Origin of the sequence: Micromonospora sp. CA-249363, from assembly GCF_050950185.1 — a bacterium.
Taxonomy (GTDB): Bacteria; Actinomycetota; Actinomycetes; order Mycobacteriales; family Micromonosporaceae; genus Micromonospora.
This window is the reverse complement of record NZ_CP192020.1, coordinates 367,018-384,955: the sequence shown is the minus strand read 5'-3', so window position 1 is coordinate 384,955 and position 17,938 is coordinate 367,018. Positions and strand designations below refer to the sequence as shown.

The following is a 17,938-nucleotide window of genomic DNA, read 5'->3' as shown; positions in this document are numbered from 1 at the left end:
GGACCCCTTTAGTACTTCAGCAGGTTGGCGTCGTCGACGCTCGCCGAGCGTCGCGTCCGGAAGATGGCCATGATGATCGCGAGGCCGACCACGACCTCGGCCGCCGCCACCACCATCACGAAGAACGCCATGATCTGGCCGTTGAGGTCACCGTTGATCCGGCTGAAGGTGACCAGTGTCAGGTTGGCCGCGTTGAGCATCAGCTCCACGCACATGAACAGCACGATCGCGTTGCGCCGGATCAGCACCCCGGCAGCGCCGATGGTGAACAGCACCGCGGCGAGGAAGAGGTAGTAGTTCGGCTCGACCGAGAAGAACGATCCCATTATTTGTCCGTCCCCTTCAGCGAGGTCTCCTCGGCGGTCAGCTCGCGCTGCGGAAGGATCGCCGGGGTGCTGCGGTCGGTCAGGCGGCCGTCGGGCAGCCGGGCCGGCGTGGCCACCGAGGAGGAGGTCGCGAAGACACCGGGGCCGGGCTTCGGACCGGGGTAGTTGCCCGGGGCGAAGCGCGCCCGCATGGTCGACACCTGGTCGACCTTGTCCTGCTTACGCCGCTCCACGTGGGCCAGCACCATGGCGCCGACCGCCGCGGTGATCAGCAGCGCCGAGGTCAACTCGAACGCGAAGACGTACTTGGTGAACAGCAGCCGGGCGATGCCCTGCACGTTGCCCTCGGCGTTGACCTGGTCGAGGCCGACCGCCGTGGTCTTGTCGAGCGCCCGGTAGACGCCGGTGCCGACCAGCGCGGCGAAGCCCACACCGAGCACGATCGCGGCGACCCGTTGGCCGCGCAGCGTCTCGATCAGCGAATCGGACGCGTCCCGGCCGACGAGCATCAGCACGAACAGGAACAGCATCATGATCGCGCCGGTGTAGACGATGATCTGCACCATGCCGATGAACGGACCGGACTGGAGCACGTAGAACACGCCCAGGCAGAGCATGGTCAGCACCAGCCACAGCGCCGAGTGCACGGCATTGCGGGCCGCCACCATCCCGATCCCGCCGATCAGCGCGAGCGGCGCGAGGATCCAGAAGGTGATCGCCTCGCCGTTGGAGACGGAGTTCGCCGCGGCGAGCACCGTAGACGTGGTCATGCGTTTTCTCCCTTGCCGGCCGCCGCACGCTGGGCGGCCTGCTCGGCGCCCGGGAACGTCACGCCGGGGTGCTCCTCGACCTGGTAGCGGCCGGGGCCCATCGGCGACGTCTCCGCACCGGCGGACGTGCCCGGGTTGTCGAGCGCGCCGACGTAGTAGTCCTTCTCGCTGTCACCCAGCCGCATCGGGTGCGGCGGCTGCTCCATGCCCTCCAACAGCGGGGCGAGCAACTGCTCCTTGGTGAAGATCAGGTCCTGCCGGTTGTCCCGGGCCAGCTCGTACTCGTTGCTCATGGTGAGCGAACGGGTCGGGCAGGCCTCGATGCACAGCCCACAGAAGATGCACCGCGCGTAGTTGATCTGGTAGGTGCTGGCGTACCGCTCACCCGGCGAGAAGCGCTGCTCGTCGGTGTTGTCGCCGCCCTCGACGTAGATGGCGTCCGCCGGGCAGGCCCAGGCGCACAGCTCGCAGCCGATGCACTTCTCCAGGCCGTCCGGGTGCCGGTTGAGGATGTGCCGCCCGTGGTAGCGCGGCGCCGACACCGGCGGCTTGAACGGATAGTCGGTGGTGACGACCTTCCTGAACATGTGCGAGAAGGTGACACCGAAGCCCTTGAACGTTCCGGTGATCGCGCCCACGTCACACCTCCCTGGAGTCCGAGCCGGCGACGATGTTGGCCGGCTCCCGCTCGGCGACCACGCGCGTGATACGCGGGCTCGGTGGTACCTGTAGATCCATCGGCGGCAGCGGGAAGCTCCCGTACGGCCGGCTGTCGACCTGTTCCTGCGTCGTCGGCTTCGGTTGCGGCTTCCGGCTCGGCCAGAAGAGCGTGGCGATCAGCAGGATGCCGGCCGGGATGCCGACCGCGGTCGCCTTGCCCTCCCAGCTCCAACCCTCGATGGACCGCAGGCCCGACAGGACCAGGATCCAGACCAGGTTGATCGGCAGCAGGACCTTCCAGCCGAAGCGCATGAACTGGTCGTAGCGCAGCCGGGGCAGCGTGCCGCGCAGCCACACGAAGACGAAGACCAGCGCGATGACCTTGCCGAAGAACCAGAGCATCGGCCACCAACCGGAGTTGGCGCCCTCCCACAGCGTGATCGGCCACGGTGCCCGCCAACCGCCGAGGAACAGCGTGGTGGTGACCGCGGACATCGTCACCATGGCGACGTACTCGCTGAGCATGAAGAGCGCGAACTTCAGCGAGCTGTACTCGGTCATGAAGCCGGCGACCAGCTCGGACTCGGCCTCGGGCAGGTCGAACGGCGCCCGGTTGGTCTCACCGACGGTGGCGATGAAGAAGATGATGAAGCTGGGCAGCAGCAGGATCGCGTACCAGCCCGGGGCCGGGATCTCGGTGCCGAAGATGGTCAGCCGGGTGGCGTCACCCTGTGCGGCGACGATCCCGCTGGTGCTCATCGTGCCGGCGGTCATGAAGACCGCCACGATGCTCAGGCCCATCGCGACCTCGTACGAGATCATCTGGGCGCTCGACCGGAGACCGCCGAGCAGCGGGTACGTCGAGCCGGAGGCCCAACCGCCCAGCACGATGCCGTAGACGCCCATGGAGGAGCAGGCCAGCAGCAGGAGCACGGCCACCGGCACGTCGGTGACCTGCAACGGCGTGTGGTGGCCGAAGATGCTCACCATCGGGCCGAACGGCACCACCGACAGCGCGGTGACCGCGCAGATCACCGAGATCGTCGGCGCGAAGAAGTAGACGACCTTGTCGGCCGCCTTCGGGAGGATGTCCTCCTTGAAGGCCATCTTCAGGCCGTCGGCGAGGGTCTGCAGCAGACCGAGCGGGCCGACCTGGTTCGGGCCGGGCCGCACCTGCATGTAACCGACCACGCGCCGTTCGAACCAGACACCGAGCAGGGTGGCCAGCAGACCGAACGCGAAGGCGAAGACAATCTTGCCGAGAACCAGCCACCACGGATCGTGACCGAAGTCGGCGAGCGTCGGGTCCTGAGCCAGGACGATCGAGTTCACTGGTTACCCCCAGAACTGAGGATGGTCTCGTCGGCCGCCACGCGTCCGGCCGGGATGGCCGTACCCGATGCGGGGACGGAGATCCGGACGACCGTGCCGGACGTCGCCCCGAGGCTGCGTCGCACGGTCGAACCGGGTGAGTTCGTGGGCAGCCAGACCACGCCGTCCGGCATCTCGGTGATCTCCGCCGGCAGGGTCAGCGCGCCCCGGTCGGTGCCGACCGTGACCGCGTCGCCGTCGGCGACACCGAGCGTCTCGGCGGTGTCCTTGCCCAGCCGGACCACCGGCGGACGGGCGGTCCCGGCGAGGTTCTCGTCGCCCTCGGTCAGGGTGCCGTTGTCGACGAGCTGGTGCCAGGTCGCCAGCACGGCCTCCCCGGCGCCCGGGTGCGGGACCGTGCCCGGTGACACGGACGGCGCGGACGGCCGGGTCGTCCGCGTGGCCGGCAACGAGCCCAGCTCGCGGCGGACACTCGGCACGTCGGCGGTGCCGAGGCGGACGTCGAGGAGCGCGGCCAGCGCGTCGAGCACCCGTCCGTCGGTCATCGCGGCCGTGTTCAGCACCGCCTCGAACGGACGCAGCCGGCCCTCCCAGTCGAGGAAGCTGCCGGCCTTCTCGACCACCGGCGCGACCGGCAGGACCACGTCGGCCCGCCGGGTCACCGCGCTGGCGCGCAGTTCCAGGCTGACCAGGAACGGCACCGCGTCCAGCGCGGCCTCGGCCAGCCGCGGGTCGGCCAGGTCGGCCGGGTCGACACCGCCCACCACCAGCGCGCCGAGCTGCCCGTTGGCCGCCGCCGCCAGGATGCCGTCGGTGTCCCGACCGGCCTGGCTGGGGATCACCCCGGCCGGAATGTCCCACGCCTCGCCCAGCTCGGCCCGCGCGGCCGGCTCGGTGACCAGCCGGCCCCCGGGGAGCAGGTTGGGCAGGCAGCCCGCGTCGACCGCGCCGCGGTCACCCGCGCGCCGCGGCACCCAGGCCAACTTCGCGCCGGTACGCCGGGCCACGTCCGCCGCGGCGGAGAGCCCGCCCGGCACGGTGGCCAGCCGCTCGCCGACGATGAGGATCGCGCCGGGCGCGCTGAGCGCCTCGCTGACCGTGGCGTGCTCGGCGAGCACGCTCGCCTCCTCGCCGGGCACGACCCGGGCCAGCTTGGCGCCGAGCTTCTCCAGGCCGCGCGTGGCGAACGGCGCCAGCGCGTACACCGTCAGGGTCTTCTTGAGGTACGCCTTGCGCAGCCGCAGGAAGAGGATCGGGCACTCCTCCTCCGGCTCCAGGCCCACCAGCACCACGGCCGGCGCGTTCTCCACGTCGGTGTACGTGACGTCGGTGACCCCGGCGACCGAGCTGGCCAGGAAGTCGGCCTCCTCACGGGAGACCGGCCGGGCCCGGAAGTCGATGTCGTTGGTGTTCAGCGCGACCCGGGCGAACTTGGCGTACGCGTAGGCGTCCTCGACGGTCAGTCGACCGCCGGTGAGCACCGCCGTGCCCTGGCCGCCCTCGCGGGCCGCGTGCAGCCCTTCGGCAGCCCGGGTGAGCGCCTCGCTCCAGGACGCCTCCCGCAGCTCACCGGTCTGCTCGTCACGGACCAGCGGGTTGGTCAGGCGGTCGGCGGCCCGGGTGTACTGGAAGCCCCACCGACCCTTGTCGCAGTTCCACTCCTCGTTCACGGCGGGCTCGTCACCGGCGAGCCGGCGCAGAACCTTGCCGCGCCGCCAGTCGGTGCGCTGCCCGCAGCCGGCCGAGCAGTGCTCGCAGACGCTCGGGCTGGACACCAGGTCGAACGGGCGGGCCCGGAACCGGTACTGCGCGCCGGTCAGCGCGCCCACCGGGCAGATCTGCACGGTGTTGCCGGAGAAGTAGGAGTTGAACGGCACATCGCCGTCGTCGCCCTGCTCGCCGTACGCGTCGTCCCGGTAGATGTTGATCTCCTCGGCGGACGACCGGCCCATCAGGTCGATGAACTTGTCGCCGGCGATCTCCTCGGAGAACCGGGTGCAGCGCTGGCAGAGCACGCAGCGCTCGCGGTCCAGCAGGACCTGGCTGCTGATCGCCATCGGCTTCTCGTACTCGCGCTTGTGCTCGTGGAAGCGCGAGTCGGTGCGGCCGGTGGACATCGCCTGGTTCTGGAGCGGGCACTCACCGCCCTTGTCGCACATCGGGCAGTCCAGCGGGTGGTTGAGGAGCAGCAGCTCCATCACCCCCTCCTGCGCCTTCTGCGCCACCGGGGAGGTGAGCTGGGTCCGCACGACCATGCCGTCGGCGACGGTCTGGGTGCAGGAGGCGACCGGCTTGCGCTGGCCCTCCACCTCGACCAGGCACTGCCGGCACGCGCCGGCCGGGGCCAGCAGCGGGTGGTCGCAGAACCGGGGGATCTCGGTGCCCATCTGCTCGGCGACCCGGATCAGCAGCGCCCCCTTCGGGGCGGTGACCTCGACGCCGTCGATGGTGAGGGTGACGGTCTCGGTCTGCTTGGCTACGTCGGTCATCAGTGCGCCCCTACCAGGGTCTTCTCCGACAGCTTGGGTGCGGTCCGACCCTCGATGTAGTCGAGGTAGTCCTGCTTGAAGTACTTCAGGGACGAGGTCACCGAGCTGGTCGCGCCGTCACCCAGACCGCAGAACGAGCGGCCGAGGATGTTGTCGCAGGTGTCCAGAAGGGTGTCCAGATCCTCGTGGGTGCCCTGGCCGGAGAGGATCCGCCGGTAGACCCGGACCATCCAGTAGTTGCCCTCCCGGCACGGGGTGCACTTGCCGCACGACTCGTGGTGGTAGAACTCCAGCCAGCGGTACGTCGCGTATACCGGGCAGTCCTGGTCGGAGAAGATCTGCGTGGCCGTGGTGCCCAGGATCGAGCCGGCCGCCGCCACACCCTCGAAGTCCAGCGGCACGTCCAGGTGCTCGGCCGCGAGCAGCGGGGTCGACGATCCACCCGGGGTCCAGAACCGCAGGTTGTGACCGGGCTGCATGCCGCCGGCCAGTTCCAGCAGCTCCCGCAGCGTGACGCCCATCGAGCACTCGTACTGGCCGGGGTTGGCGACCCGCCCGGAGAGCGAGTAGATCATCGGGCCGGAGGACTTCTCGGTGCCCATGCTCTTCCACCAGTCGGCCCCACCGAGCACGATCGGCGGCACGCTGGCGATGGTGCCGACGTTGTTGACCACCGTCGGGCTCGCGTACAGGCCGTGGGTGGCCGGGAACGGCGGGCGCAGCCGAGGCTGCCCCCGGAACCCCTCCAGCGAGTCGAGCAGCGCCGTCTCCTCGCCGCAGATGTACGCCCCGGCGCCGGAGTGCACCACCAGCTCCAGGTCGAAGCCGCTGCGCAGGATGTTCCGGCCCAGGTAACCCTTGTCGTACGCCTCCTGGACGGCGTTGCGCAGCCGCCGGGCGGCGTGCACGGCCTCGCCCCGGATGTAGATGTAGGCGCGGCTGGCCCGGATCGCGTACGACGCGATGATCACGCCCTCGACCAGCGCGTGCGGGTCGTGGGTCATCAGCGGCAGGTCCTTGCAGGTGCCCGGCTCGCCCTCGTCGGCGTTGACCACCAGGTAGTGCGGCTTACCGTCACCCTGCGGAATGAAGCCCCACTTGAGACCGGTGGGGAAGCCGGCGCCGCCACGACCGCGCAGCCCGGAGTCCTTGATGAGCTGGATCAGGTCGTCCGGGTGGGCCTTGAGGGCCTTGCGCAGGGCGGCGTAGCCGTCGAGCTGCTCGTAGGTGCCGATCCGCCAGGCGTCCGGCGACAACCAGCGCTTGGTCAGCACCGGCGTCAGCTTGGCCAGCGTCTCCGGGCGGGGAGTGGTCACTTGTGGGCCCCCGTTTCGCTCGCGGCGGCGGGGTCCGTGCCATCCGCGTCCGCCGACGCTTCGGTGAGGTTGCGCTCCTGCGCGCCGGTCGAGTCGCCGGCGGGCTTGCCGTCGCCGGCCGGGGTGTTGGCCGCCGCGCCGGCAGCCTGGGCCGCCTGCGCGTCGCGCGGGGCCGGCGGCGACGTCTCCGCCGGCACCTTCGTGCCGGGCGCGTCCGGCACGGCCGTCTCCGCGTCGGGCTGCCGGGTCTCGGCGGTACGCACCTGCGGCGACTTGTCGTCCGGCGCCTTCACGTCCGGTGCGGTGCTGCCGGTGGCCGCCGCCGGCTCGACCGGCTCGGCGTTGCCGGGCGTACCCGTGGGGGTGGCCGCACCGTCGCCGCTGGTGACGTCAGTGGCGGGAGCCGCAGCCGGGGTGGCCGCACCGTCGCTGCCCTTGACCGGCGCGGTGGTGGCCTCGACGGGGGCCGGCTTGGCGGCCTCCGCCTTCGCCTTCGCCTCGGCGGCGGCCTTGTCGGCCTCGGCCTTGCTGCGGATCGGGGTGTTCGGGTCGAAGCCCGGCACCGAGACGCCGTGCTCCTGCGCCAACCGCAGGCCCCGCAGGGTCGGCTCGCCCGGTCCGCCGTCGGCGACCGCGCCGTCCCGCTCGTCGGCGAAGCCGGCGAGTTGCACCGCCATCTCCTTGAGCGTGCACAGCCGCGCGCCGCGCGTCGGCGTCGGCCGCCCGCCCGCGCGCAGCTCGTCGACCACACCGACCGCCGTGGACGGATCCACGCCGTCGAAGAAGTCGTAGTTGACGGTCATCACCGGCCCGTAGTCACAGGCCGCCAGGCACTCGGCGTGCTCCAGCGTGATGGTGCCGTCGGCGGTCGTCTCGTCGTGCCCGACACCCAGGTGCTCGGAGAGGGTGTCGTAGACCTCCTGACCGCCCAGCACGTTGCACATGGTGTTGGTGCAGACGCTGACCAGGAAGTCGCCGGTGGGCTTGCGCTTGTACATGGTGTAGAAGGTGGCGACCGCGCCGACCTGGGCCTTGTTCAGCCCGAGCACCTCGGCGCAGAACGTCACGCCGGCCGGAGAGACGTACCCCTCCTCGGCCTGGACCAGGTGCAGCAGCGGCAGCAGGGCCGAGCGGGACCGGTCCGCCGGGTAGCGGGCGATGATCTCGCGTGCCCGCTCGCGGGTCTGCTCAGTGAAAACAACGCTCATCGGTCACAACCACCCATCACGGGGTCCAGCGAGGCGCCGCCGGCGATCACGTCGGCGATCAGGCCACCCTCGGCCATCGCCGGGAGGGCCTGGAGGTTGACGAAGCTCGGCTCCCGGTAGTGCACCCGGTAGGGCCGGGTGCCACCGTCGGAGACGGCGTGCACGCCCAGCTCGCCGCGCGGCGACTCGATGCCGACGTACACCTGGCCGGGCGGGACCCGGAAGCCCTCGGTGACCAGCTTGAAGTGGTGGATCAGCGATTCCATCGACTGACCCATGATCTTCGCGACGTGCTCCAGCGAGTTGCCCATGCCGTCGACGCCGATGGCGAGCTGCGCGGGCCACGCGATCTTGCGGTCGGCGACCATCACCGGGCCCGGACGCAGCCGGTCCAACGCCTGCTCGACCAGCTTCATCGACTCGCGGATCTCGGCGAGCCGGACCTGGTAGCGGCCCCACACGTCACCGTCGGGGTGGGTGGGCACGTCGAACTCGTACGTCTCGTAACCGCAGTACGGCATGGTCTTGCGCAGGTCCCAGCCGAGCCCGGCCGAGCGCAGCACCGGACCGGTGATGCCCAGCGCCACGCAGCCGGTGACGTCCAGCACCGCCACGCCCTTGGTCCGCTCGGTCCAGATGGGCTGGCCGGAGAGCAGGTCCTCGTACTCCTTGAGCTTCTTCGGCATCATCTTCAGGAACTCGCGGATCTTGCGGATCGCGTCGTCCGGCACGTCCTGCGCCACACCGCCCGGCCGGACGTACGCGTGGTTCATCCGCAGGCCGGTGATGGTCTCGAAGATGTCGAGGATGTACTCCCGCTCGCGGAAGCCGTACAGCATGATCGAGATGGCGCCCAGCTCCATGCCGGTGGTGGCCAGCCAGACCAGGTGCGACGAGATCCGGTTGAGCTCCATCATCAGCACGCGGATGGTGGTGGCCCGCTCGGTGACGTCGTCGGTGATGCCGAGCAGCTTCTCCACGGCCAGCGCGTACGCCGTCTCGTTGAAGATCGGGGACAGGTAGTCCATCCGCGTCACGAACGTCGAACCCTGGACCCAGTTGCGGTACTCGAGGTTCTTCTCGATGCCCGTGTGCAGGTAGCCGACGACCGAGCGGGCCTCGCGGACCGTCTCACCCTCCAGTTCGAGGATCAGGCGGAGCACCCCGTGGGTGGACGGGTGCTGCGGACCCATGTTGACCACGATGCGCTCGTCGTTGATCGGGTCGGTGCCCGACACGACCGTGTCCCAGTCCCCACCCGTGACGGTGAAGACCCGGCCCTCGGTGGTCTCGCGTTCGGTCGCGTAGTTCGACGTGGTCACTGGTAGGACCTCCTACGGTCCGGCGGTGGAATTTCCGCACCCTTGTACTCGACGGGCACGCCACCGAGCGGGTAGTCCTTGCGCTGCGGGTGGCCCTCCCAGTCGTCCGGCATGAGGATCCGGGTCAGGTTGGGGTGGCCGTCGAAGACGATGCCGAACATGTCGTACGCCTCCCGCTCCTGCCAGTCGGCCGTCGGGTAGACGGCGGTGACGCTGGGCAGGTGCGGAGACTCGGCGGAGACGGCGGCCTCCAGCCGGATCCGACGCCGGTAGGTCATCGAGGTGAGCAGGTAGACCACGTGCAGTCGGCGCTCGTCCGCGCCGAGGTAGTCCACCCCGGACACCGAGGAGCACAGCTCGAACCGCAGCGCCATGTCGTCGCGCAGCACCTGGCAGACCTCGGCGATCCGCTCGGGGCGGACGTGCAGGGTCAGCTCACCCCGGTCGACGACCACCTTCTCGATCGCGTCGCCGAAGGCCGGGTACGCCTCTTCCAGCGCGTCACGGACCTCGTCGAAGTACCCGCCGTACGGCCGGGAGGCCTCCTCGATGGGCTGGCGCGGGCGGACCAGGCCGCCGTAGCCGGACACGTCACCCGTGCCCTGGTTGCCGAACATCCCGCGACCCGCCGGGCTGACCGGCGGGTACTCGGCCGGGGCGGTCGCGCTGGCGCCGGGCGGCGTCACCGGCACCGGCACCCCGCCGTCGTTGGTCTTGTCCGTGGGAGACGTCATTTCGGGCCTGCCTGCGGGTGGAGATGGTTCTGGGCGTTCATCCAGTTCTCGATCCGCAACTGCTCCTCGCGCCCCTCGCGGACCGCCTGGGTCCACTCGGCACGCCGGGCCTTGTCGTTGCGGTAGGAGGACGGCATCGAGCCGTACGGCACGACCGGGACGTCGCCGCGCTCCTGGCGGGCCGCCAGCATCTTGCGGCCGTTCGCGCCCAGCGGCTCGTACATGATCTTCTCGCGGAGCTTGAGGATCGCGTCGATGAGCATCTCCGGCCGGGGCGGGCAGCCGGGCAGGTACATGTCGACGGGTACGACGTGGTCGACACCCTGCACGATGGCGTAGTTGTTGAACATGCCGCCGCTGCTGGCGCACACGCCCATCGAGAGCACCCAGCGGGGCTCGGCCATCTGGTCGTAGATCTGGCGCAGCACCGGCGCCATCTTCTGGCTGACCCGACCGGCCACGATCATGAGGTCGGCCTGTCGGGGCGAGGCCCGGAAGACCTCCATGCCCCAGCGGCCCATGTCGTAGTGCGGACCACCGGCGGCCATCATCTCGATGGCGCAGCAGGCCAGGCCGAAGGTGGCGCCCCACACGGACGACTTCCGGGACCAGTTGACCAGCTTCTCCACCGAGGTGAGCAGGACGCCGGCGGGGAGCTTCTCCTCGATGCCCATCTGACGTTCCTTCCTCAGTCCCAGTCCAGGCCGCCGCGCCGCCACACGTAGGCGTAAGCGACGAAGACCGCGACGATGAACAGGACCATCTCCACGAAGCCGAAGATCGGCAGAGCGTCGAACGAGACCGCCCAGGGGTAGAGGAAGATGATCTCGATGTCGAAGACGATGAAGAGCATCGCCGTCAGGTAGAACTTGATCGGGAACCGCCCGCCGCCGACCGGCTGCGGGCTGGGCTCGATGCCGCACTCGTACGCCTCGAGTTTGGCCTTGTTGTAACGACGGGGACCGGCGAAGCGGGCGGCGCCGACGGAGAACAGCGAGAACGCCGCGGCGAGGGCGAACAGCCCGATGATCGGTGCGTAAGGCGAGAGCGACATCGTTTTCTCCTGCTCGTCCTTCCCTGCCGTCAGTGCTTGACGAAAATCACACTATTCACGTCCCTCGCGGTGGCTGCCGGCGGGGGTCGATCTTTGTCGGCGTCGAGGCTGTGACCAGCACCGATGCCGTCCCAACTAGACGGCTGGGGCCGCCTTCGTCATCGCATTGATGACCCGGTCCATCGCGTCCCCACCACGGGGGTCGGTCAGGTTGGCCAGCAACTTGAGGACGAATCGCATCAGCGTCGGATGAGGCATGCCGTGCTTGGTGGCGATCCGCATGATCTCCGGACGGCCGATCAGTTTCACGAAGATGCCACCGAGGCGGTAGTAACCGCCGAGGCGGGCCTTCAGCTCGTTCGGGTACGCCATCAGCGCCCGTTCCCGCTCCGGCCCGGCCGGACGCGCGAGCGCCTGCACCGCCACCTCCGCGGCCAGCTCGCCGGACTCCATGGCGTACGCGATGCCCTCGCCGTTGAACGGGTTGACCATGCCGCCGGAGTCGCCGACCAGCAGGACGCCGCGGGTGTAGTGCGGCACCCGGTTGAAGCCCATCGGCAGGGCGGCGCCGAGGATCGGGCCGTCCGCGTTGGCCTCGTCGGCCATGCCCCACTCGGCGGGGGTGTTGGCCAGCCAGTCGGTGAGCAGCCGGCGGTAGTTGGTCTTGCCGAACGCGGACGACGAGTTGAGCACGCCGAGGCCGACGTTGACCCGCCCGTCGCCCAGCCCGAAGATCCAGCCGTACCCGGGCAGCAGGTTGTCGCCGCTGTCCTTGCTGCGCAGCTCCAGCCACGACTCCAGGTAGTCGTCGTCGTGCTTGGCCGGCGAGTGGTAGTAGCGGCGGACGGCCACGCCGATCGGCCGGTCCTCCCGCTTGGCCAGGCCGAGCGCGAGCGGGAACCGGCCGGAGACACCGTCGGCAGCCACGACCAGCGGGGCGTGGAAGGTGGTGGGCTCCTTGCCGGGACCCACCTCCGCCTGCACGCCGGTCACCCGGCCGTCGTCGTCGAGCACCGGGCCCAGCACGTTGACCTGGGTCCGCAGCTTGGCGCCGGCCGCCACCGCCCGCTGGGCGAGCAGGTCGTCGAAGTCCAGCCGGGTACGCACCAGCCCGTAGTTCGGGAAGCTGGCCAGCTCCGGCCAGTCCAGCTCCAGGCGTACGCCGCCGCCGATCACCCGCAGGCCCTTGTTGTGCAGCCAGCCGGCCTCGGGCGAGGTGTCCACGCCCATCCGGATGAGCTGGCGCACCGCACGCGGGGTCAGCCCGTCACCGCAGACCTTCTCCCGGGGGAACTCGGTCTTCTCCAACATCAGGACCCGTACGCCGTGCCGGGCCAGGTGGTACGCAGTTGCCGATCCACCGGGACCGGCGCCAACGACGATGACATCGGCGTCGTGTTCCACCGCGGTCATTCGCGCCTCCTCCCGCACGCTCGTGAAATGCTTCACAAGCCAGACGGGACGAGTGTATGACCGGCGTCATACCTGCGCAGGATCAGGGGTACCTAACTCGCCGATGTGACAGCCGCCGACCGTCCACAGCGGGCAACTGTCAGGCCGGGCTGGGCGCGTCCAGGCCGGCGTCGACCCGGATCGTCTCCGGCAGATGCTCCCGCAGCGCGCCGCCCGCCGCACGATCCAGGGCGCCCAGCACCTCGGCGACCACCTGTCGGACGTCCGCCGGGTCCGCGCCGGCAAGCGCGCGCAACTGCGCGATGAGTTCGGTCGCGTCGTCGTCGGTGGCGGCCACCGGGCTCGCCGGGTCTGCTCCGGTCATGCGGACGAGCGTACGGCGCAAAGTGGACTAAAGTCGGATATTCCTGAAACGCGTGAGCGTCTCGCGTGCTAGGTACGCGTCCTATTCGCGGACGGCCCGGTGCAGCGCGACGACGCCGCCGGTCAGGTTGCGCCACGCCACCCGGCCCCACCCCGCCGCGGCCACCCGCCCGGCCAACGCGGCCTGGTCCGGCCAGGCCCGGACCGACTCGGCCAGATAGACGTACGCGTCGGGGTTGCTCGACACCGCGCGGGCGACCACCGGCAACGACCGCATCAGGTACGACAGGTAGACCGTCCGGAAGACCGGATTGACCGGGGTGCTGAACTCACACACCACCAGCCGGCCGCCGGGCCGGGTGACCCGGGCCAGCTCACGCAGCGCGGCGTCGGTGTCGTTCACGTTCCGCAGGGCGAAGGAGATGGTCACCGCGTCGAAGCTCGCGTCGGCGAACGGCAGCCGCAGCGCGTCACCGGCCAGCAACGGCACCTCGGGACGCACCCGCTTGCCGACCTGGAGCATGCCCAGCGACAGGTCCGCCCCGACCGCGTACGCCCCGGACTGGGCCAGCTCGCGGGTTGACACACCGGTGCCCGCTCCCACGTCCAGCACCCGCTCACCCGGCCGGAGCCCGAGGGCCGCGCGGGTGGCCCGCCGCCAGGAGCGGTCCTGCCCGAAGGCGAGCACGGTGTTGGTCAGGTCGTAACGCTCGGCCACGCCGTCGAACATCGCGGCGACCTCGTGCGGTTGCTTGTCGAGACTGGCGCGCTGGCCCTGCGGGGTACGGCTCACCCCGCCCACTCTGCCAGCCCGACGCGAGCCGTCGGCCGCTGGGTCCGCGTACCCCCGAGCGCCCGGTGTCCTGCGACAAACGAAAGGGCGGGGTGGTCGCCCACCCCGCCCTCGCGTCGTGCCTGCGTGTCAGTCGGTCGACGTCTCGTCGCCGGGAGCGACCACGACGACCTTGCGACGGCGGGAGAGCACCAGCAGCGCCCCGCCGGCGAGCAGGATCAGACCACCGATGCCACCGATCAGGCCGGCCTGCACACCGGTGACCGGCAACCCGCCGCCACCGGAGCCACCGCCGCCCGCGGTCGGCGACGTGCTCGTGCCCGGCGTCGTCGTGCCGCCCGGAGTCGGAGTGGCGGTCGGAGTAGGCGTGACGGTCGGGGTCGGGGTCGGCTGCGCGCTGAGGTCGACGAACACGTCGAACTGCGCGGTGTTGTCCACCTCGTCGGTCTCGGTGAACGCCCGGCGCTGCGTGCCGGAGGCGTCCCGCGGCGCCTCCTCGGGGCTGCCCTGGGCCGCCTGGAGACCGGCGGCCCAGACGAATCCGGGCCGGAGCACCGACTCGGTGACGTCCTCGCCGATCTTCACCCGGACGTCGCCCGTGTAGAACTGCCCGGGCTTCAGCACGACGCCGCTGTCCTCGCAGTACGCGTTCGCGAACCCGCCCAGCGGCTGCTCCACGCAGCCCTCCGGCAGCTTGGCGAAGGTGACGCCCGCCGGCAGCGTGATCCCGTACGCCACGCCGGTCGCCTTCTTGCTGCCGTCGTTGTAGACCGCCCAGTCCAGCGGCGCGGTGTCGCCCCGCTTGACCGGCTTGAGGCCGGACTCGTCGGCGTCGTCGCCGTCCACCGTCACGTCGGCGTAGACGTCCTGCACCCAGGTGGTCAGGTCGTAGCCCGGCTTGGCGACGGTGATGTCGTGGTCGACGGTGACGGCCTTGGCGTTGGCCGCGCTGATGCTGACCACCAGCGTGCCGGCGTCGCCGCGACCGCCGGTCGAGAAGATCGGAATGCCGAAGTCCTCCGTGGTGCCGGCGGGCAGATCGCCGAGCAGGCAGGTGAAGGTCGTGCCCTTGAGGTCACAGCCGTCCGGCGCGATGACGCCGACCTTGCGGTTCTTCAGGCCCTTCGTGTCCACGGTGACCCGGACGTCCTTGGCGTCGACCGTGCTCCGGGTGTTGTCGACCTGGAACTTGAACGGCTTCGCCTTGGCCGCCTTGACGCCCTGAGCCACCTCGTAGCTGAGCGGCACCAGGGCCAGGTCGGCCTGGTCGGCGGCCTGCGCCGGGGCGGCGACGGTGGCCACGCCACCGGCCGCGAGCAGGGCCACGACGCCGGCACGCACCAGGGCCGAGCGGTGGAACGCTGTCATCAGTCCCCCGGGGGGTAGGGAAGAAGGAATGGTTCGCGGAACGAGCGGACGTTATCCGAGGTCGATCTCCCACGCCAGCGTGGCGGCCGGTTTTCAACCGTCCGGCCTGGACCCGACACACGGATCGGGCGGGATGGTCACCCATCCCGCCCGATACCGCCGTGCGTTATGTGAACGACCCTCATGGGCCGATGGAGGACGCGCCTCAGACGGACGGCCGCACGCTATCCGTCGGCGATCATCTCCACCAGCCCCACAGAGGGCGGCATGCCGCCTCAGCCACCGGGAACACCCGTACCGCCGACCAGGGAGCGCGGAAGCAGGACCCCCAGGTCAGCCGAACGGCCGGACCGCGACGGACCTCAGTTGACCTCGACCAGCGGCAGCGACCGGCCCGCGCCGCCACCGGGCAGCGCGATCGAGGAGAAGTGCGAGACCACCCGATCGTCGGTCGGGTCGTCGGCCGGCGTGTGGTGCACCGCCAGCCGGTTGTAGAGGGTGTCGCGCTGGGCGGGGATCCGGTCGGCGGAGCGGATCATGCCGATCAGCTCGTGCAGGTTGGAGCGGTGCCGGGCGCCGGCGGAGGAGATCACGTTCTCCTCCAGCATGATCGAGCCGAGGTCGTCCACGCCCATGTGCAGGGCGAGCTGCCCGACGTCCTTGCCGGTGGTCAGCCAGGACGCCTGGAGGTGCGGCACGGTCTCGAAGAAGAGCCGGGCCACCGCGACCAGTCGCAGGTACTCCAGCGTGGTCGCCTGCGTACGACCCTTGAGGTGGTTGTTCTCCGGCTGGTACGTCCACGGGATGAACGAGCGGAACCCGCCCGTACGGTCCTGCACGTCACGGATCATCCGCAGGTGCTCGATCCGCTCGGCGTGCGTCTCGCCGGTGCCCATCATCATGGTCGCGGTCGACTCGACACCCTGCCGGTGGGCCAACTCCATGACCTCCAGCCAGCGCTCACCCGACTCCTTGAGCGGGGCGATGGCCCGGCGCGGACGCTCGGGCAGCATCTCCGCGCCGGCGCCGGCGATCGAGTCGAGGCCGGCGGCCTTGATGCGGGCGATGGCCTCGTCCAGGCTGACGCCGGAGACCTTGGCCATGTGCAGGATCTCGCTCGGCCCGATCGAGTGGATGGCCAGCTGCGGGTACGCCTGCTTGACCGAGGAGAACAGCTCCTCGTAGTACTCGACGCCGTAGTCCGGGTGGTGCCCACCCTGGAGCATCACCTGGGTCGCGCCCAGCTCGACCGCCTCGCCGCAGCGACGCAGGATCTCCTCGGTCGGGTGCGTCCACCCCTCGGAGTGCTTGGGCGCGCGGTAGAACGCGCAGAACTTGCACGCCGTCACACAGACGTTCGTGTAGTTGATGTTGCGATCGATCAGGTAGGTGACGACGTTGTCCGGATAGCGCCGCCGGCGCACCGCGTCCGCCGCCTCGCCCAACGCGTGGAAGGGCGCCTCGGTGTAGAGCAGCAGGGCCTCGTCGGGCGTGATCCGCCCGCCGTCCGCGCCACGCTGCAGGATGTCGTCGATCTCCCGGCTCACCGTCACGCCCCCGAGCCTACGTCGCGAGAAGTAGGTCCTGCCGGACCGGGGATGGCGATGTGACCTGACCGAGCACGCAACACATTAGCAAGATCAAAATAAGATATTCATGCGGCATTGACAACTTAAGTCATGGGAGCGAAGATTTTGTTTCGGTCTGCGGTTTGAGAGGGGGCTGGTTGTGAGCGAAGCCGACACCGCTCCGGGTATTGCGGCCCGTTGCAGGGCCGACGGCGGGCTAACGGAAGCAACCCTCGGCGAGTTACGGGACGAATTGGGCTACCGAAAGCTCGGCCGATGGGTGTTGGCGGAGATCGCCGAGACACTCAGGGCGACGGGCCTGGGCTTTTTTCCTCCAGAGCGGCTCGACGCTGAGCACAACACTGAGCCGCGCCAGTGGCAGACGGTGTGGATCTATGTCCGGGACGGTGGGCCGCGGGCTCGGGTGATAGACGCCGTACTCCAACCCGACGGCTGCGACGTTCGCGCGGAGTTGAGCGCCCTGAGCACCGAAAGTCTGGCCGCATTGACACCCCAGCAGAGACTCGATCGGATCCGGGACATCGTCACGGCGTGACCGGGCTCCTCTGATGCACAGGAAGGTCCACGCTCCATGAGTGCGCACGTCTTCGTCGACGAGACAAAGGAGCGAGGGCTTCTCGTCGCGGCCGCCGTCGTGCTCCCGGCGGACGTGGGCACGGCCCGCCGATCCATTCGCGACCTGATCCTTCCCGGGCAGCGCCGCATTCACTTCCACAAGGAGAAGGACGACAGGCGTCGGCAGATCATCGCGGCTGTCGCCGCCCTGCCCGCCCATGCCGTGATCTTCGACGCGAGGAGTCACCGCAACGCCAGGGCAGCCCGCGAGGCCTGCCTCGTCGAGCTCGTGGAGCACGCAGCAAAGATCAACGCGGCTCGTCTGATTTTGGAACGGGACGACTCGACATTCCAGGCCGACCAACGCCTGCTCTTCGAACAGGTGAGGCGAACGGGGGTGTCGGGGACGCTTCGTTACGACCATCTGAGGGCCCACGAGGAGTGCCTGCTGGCGATACCTGACGCGCTGGCCTGGTGCTGGGCAAAGGGTGGGCGATGGAAGACGTCCGTGCAGCGTGTCGTCAAGGAGTCGCGCGAGGTTTGACGAGTGCCAGGAAGCGCGAAACCCGGCTCACCCACCGTCCGGAAGGCTGCCGGGTCCACTTCCAAGGGCTAGTGCCCCTGGCAATCGCAGAATATCTCTGCT

Annotated in this window: 17 protein-coding genes and 1 pseudogene; 2 read left to right on the top strand and 16 right to left on the bottom strand. The window is 69.9% G+C overall.

Features of this window, described 5'->3' with window-relative positions; all coding sequences use genetic code 11:
- Positions 1-8: 8 nt before the first annotated feature.
- The 16 genes and pseudogenes from nuoK to mqnC all read right to left on the bottom strand — a co-directional run bounded on the left by nuoK (position 9) and on the right by mqnC (position 16,701).
- Positions 9-326 carry an NADH-quinone oxidoreductase subunit NuoK gene (gene nuoK, locus ACQPZK_RS01890; RefSeq protein WP_433536630.1) on the bottom strand — a complete coding sequence of 106 codons (318 nt, stop codon included), beginning with the start codon at positions 324-326 and terminating at the stop codon, positions 9-11.
- Positions 326-1,096 carry an NADH-quinone oxidoreductase subunit J gene (locus ACQPZK_RS01885; protein WP_433536629.1) on the bottom strand — a complete coding sequence of 257 codons (771 nt, stop codon included), beginning with the start codon at positions 1,094-1,096 and terminating at the stop codon, positions 326-328. Before ACQPZK_RS01885 ends, nuoK begins: the two co-directional genes overlap by 1 nt.
- Complete coding sequence (nuoI, locus tag ACQPZK_RS01880; RefSeq protein WP_433536628.1) at positions 1,093-1,734, bottom strand: NADH-quinone oxidoreductase subunit NuoI; 642 nt, start codon at positions 1,732-1,734, stop codon at positions 1,093-1,095. Before nuoI ends, ACQPZK_RS01885 begins: the two co-directional genes overlap by 4 nt.
- Position 1,735: 1 nt before the next feature.
- Positions 1,736-3,088 (bottom strand): NADH-quinone oxidoreductase subunit NuoH, encoded by a 1,353-nt coding sequence (nuoH, locus tag ACQPZK_RS01875; RefSeq protein WP_433536627.1) that lies wholly within the window; start codon positions 3,086-3,088, stop codon positions 1,736-1,738.
- Positions 3,085-5,577 (bottom strand): NADH-quinone oxidoreductase subunit G, encoded by a 2,493-nt coding sequence (locus ACQPZK_RS01870; protein WP_433536626.1) that lies wholly within the window; start codon positions 5,575-5,577, stop codon positions 3,085-3,087. Before ACQPZK_RS01870 ends, nuoH begins: the two co-directional genes overlap by 4 nt.
- Complete coding sequence (gene nuoF / locus ACQPZK_RS01865) at positions 5,577-6,893, bottom strand: NADH-quinone oxidoreductase subunit NuoF (protein WP_433536625.1); 1,317 nt, start codon at positions 6,891-6,893, stop codon at positions 5,577-5,579. The genes ACQPZK_RS01870 and nuoF overlap by 1 nt, the downstream gene beginning before the upstream one ends.
- A 341-nt stretch (positions 6,894-7,234) precedes the next feature.
- A pseudogene (gene nuoE / locus ACQPZK_RS01860) lies at positions 7,235-8,101 on the bottom strand (NADH-quinone oxidoreductase subunit NuoE); the annotation flags it as partial.
- Positions 8,098-9,423, bottom strand: coding sequence for an NADH-quinone oxidoreductase subunit D (locus ACQPZK_RS01855; RefSeq protein ID WP_433536624.1), 1,326 nt, complete (start codon positions 9,421-9,423; stop codon positions 8,098-8,100). The gene ACQPZK_RS01855 and the pseudogene nuoE, both read right to left, overlap by 4 nt.
- Complete coding sequence (locus tag ACQPZK_RS01850; protein ID WP_433536623.1) at positions 9,420-10,157, bottom strand: NADH-quinone oxidoreductase subunit C; 738 nt, start codon at positions 10,155-10,157, stop codon at positions 9,420-9,422. Before ACQPZK_RS01850 ends, ACQPZK_RS01855 begins: the two co-directional genes overlap by 4 nt.
- Positions 10,154-10,831, bottom strand: a complete 678-nt coding sequence (locus ACQPZK_RS01845) for a NuoB/complex I 20 kDa subunit family protein (protein ID WP_433536622.1) — start codon at positions 10,829-10,831, stop codon at positions 10,154-10,156. Before ACQPZK_RS01845 ends, ACQPZK_RS01850 begins: the two co-directional genes overlap by 4 nt.
- A gap of 14 nt (positions 10,832-10,845) precedes the next feature.
- A complete protein-coding gene (locus ACQPZK_RS01840; RefSeq protein ID WP_007454588.1) occupies positions 10,846-11,211 on the bottom strand; it encodes an NADH-quinone oxidoreductase subunit A in 366 nt (121 codons plus the stop codon).
- Between the two features lie 135 nt (positions 11,212-11,346).
- The gene (locus ACQPZK_RS01835; protein WP_433536621.1) at positions 11,347-12,624 is read right to left on the bottom strand and encodes a geranylgeranyl reductase family protein; all 1,278 of its coding nucleotides are present in this window, start codon (positions 12,622-12,624) and stop codon (positions 11,347-11,349) included.
- 139 nt (positions 12,625-12,763) lie between these two features.
- Positions 12,764-12,988 (bottom strand): hypothetical protein, encoded by a 225-nt coding sequence (locus tag ACQPZK_RS01830; protein ID WP_433536620.1) that lies wholly within the window; start codon positions 12,986-12,988, stop codon positions 12,764-12,766.
- A gap of 81 nt (positions 12,989-13,069) precedes the next feature.
- Positions 13,070-13,717: a demethylmenaquinone methyltransferase gene (locus ACQPZK_RS01825; RefSeq protein ID WP_433539079.1), complete on the bottom strand. Its 648-nt coding sequence runs from the start codon at positions 13,715-13,717 to the stop codon at positions 13,070-13,072.
- Positions 13,718-13,909: 192 nt separating this feature from the next.
- Positions 13,910-15,148, bottom strand: coding sequence for an LPXTG cell wall anchor domain-containing protein (locus tag ACQPZK_RS01820; protein ID WP_433536619.1), 1,239 nt, complete (start codon positions 15,146-15,148; stop codon positions 13,910-13,912).
- Positions 15,149-15,510: 362 nt separating this feature from the next.
- The gene (gene mqnC / locus ACQPZK_RS01815; protein ID WP_433536618.1) at positions 15,511-16,701 is read right to left on the bottom strand and encodes a cyclic dehypoxanthinyl futalosine synthase; all 1,191 of its coding nucleotides are present in this window, start codon (positions 16,699-16,701) and stop codon (positions 15,511-15,513) included.
- 175 nt (positions 16,702-16,876) lie between these two features.
- Between mqnC and ACQPZK_RS01810 the strand changes: the two genes are divergently transcribed.
- Both ACQPZK_RS01810 and ACQPZK_RS01805 read left to right on the top strand, forming a co-directional pair.
- On the top strand, positions 16,877-17,272 hold the full coding sequence (locus ACQPZK_RS01810) for a hypothetical protein (RefSeq protein ID WP_433536617.1): 396 nt from the start codon (positions 16,877-16,879) through the stop codon (positions 17,270-17,272).
- 36 nt (positions 17,273-17,308) lie between these two features.
- Positions 17,309-17,836 (top strand): hypothetical protein, encoded by a 528-nt coding sequence (locus ACQPZK_RS01805; protein ID WP_433536616.1) that lies wholly within the window; start codon positions 17,309-17,311, stop codon positions 17,834-17,836.
- Positions 17,837-17,938 lie beyond the last annotated feature (102 nt).

Bases quoted from the DNA above. Each gene is read 5' to 3' on its own strand.
- ACQPZK_RS01805 (WP_433536616.1), top strand. From the start codon at position 17,309: ATGAGTGCGCACGTCTTCGTCGACGAGACAAAGGAGCGAGGGCTTCTC.
- ACQPZK_RS01830 (WP_433536620.1), bottom strand. From the start codon at position 12,988: ATGACCGGAGCAGACCCGGCGAGCCCGGTGGCCGCCACCGACGACGAC.
- ACQPZK_RS01840 (WP_007454588.1), bottom strand. From the start codon at position 11,211: ATGTCGCTCTCGCCTTACGCACCGATCATCGGGCTGTTCGCCCTCGCC.
- ACQPZK_RS01885 (WP_433536629.1), bottom strand. From the start codon at position 1,096: ATGACCACGTCTACGGTGCTCGCCGCGGCGAACTCCGTCTCCAACGGC.
- ACQPZK_RS01845 (WP_433536622.1), bottom strand. From the start codon at position 10,831: ATGGGCATCGAGGAGAAGCTCCCCGCCGGCGTCCTGCTCACCTCGGTG.
- ACQPZK_RS01825 (WP_433539079.1), bottom strand. From the start codon at position 13,717: ATGTTCGACGGCGTGGCCGAGCGTTACGACCTGACCAACACCGTGCTC.
- nuoK (WP_433536630.1), bottom strand. From the start codon at position 326: ATGGGATCGTTCTTCTCGGTCGAGCCGAACTACTACCTCTTCCTCGCC.
- ACQPZK_RS01835 (WP_433536621.1), bottom strand. From the start codon at position 12,624: ATGACCGCGGTGGAACACGACGCCGATGTCATCGTCGTTGGCGCCGGT.
- ACQPZK_RS01820 (WP_433536619.1), bottom strand. From the start codon at position 15,148: ATGACAGCGTTCCACCGCTCGGCCCTGGTGCGTGCCGGCGTCGTGGCC.
- ACQPZK_RS01850 (WP_433536623.1), bottom strand. From the start codon at position 10,157: ATGACGTCTCCCACGGACAAGACCAACGACGGCGGGGTGCCGGTGCCG.
- ACQPZK_RS01870 (WP_433536626.1), bottom strand. From the start codon at position 5,577: ATGACCGACGTAGCCAAGCAGACCGAGACCGTCACCCTCACCATCGAC.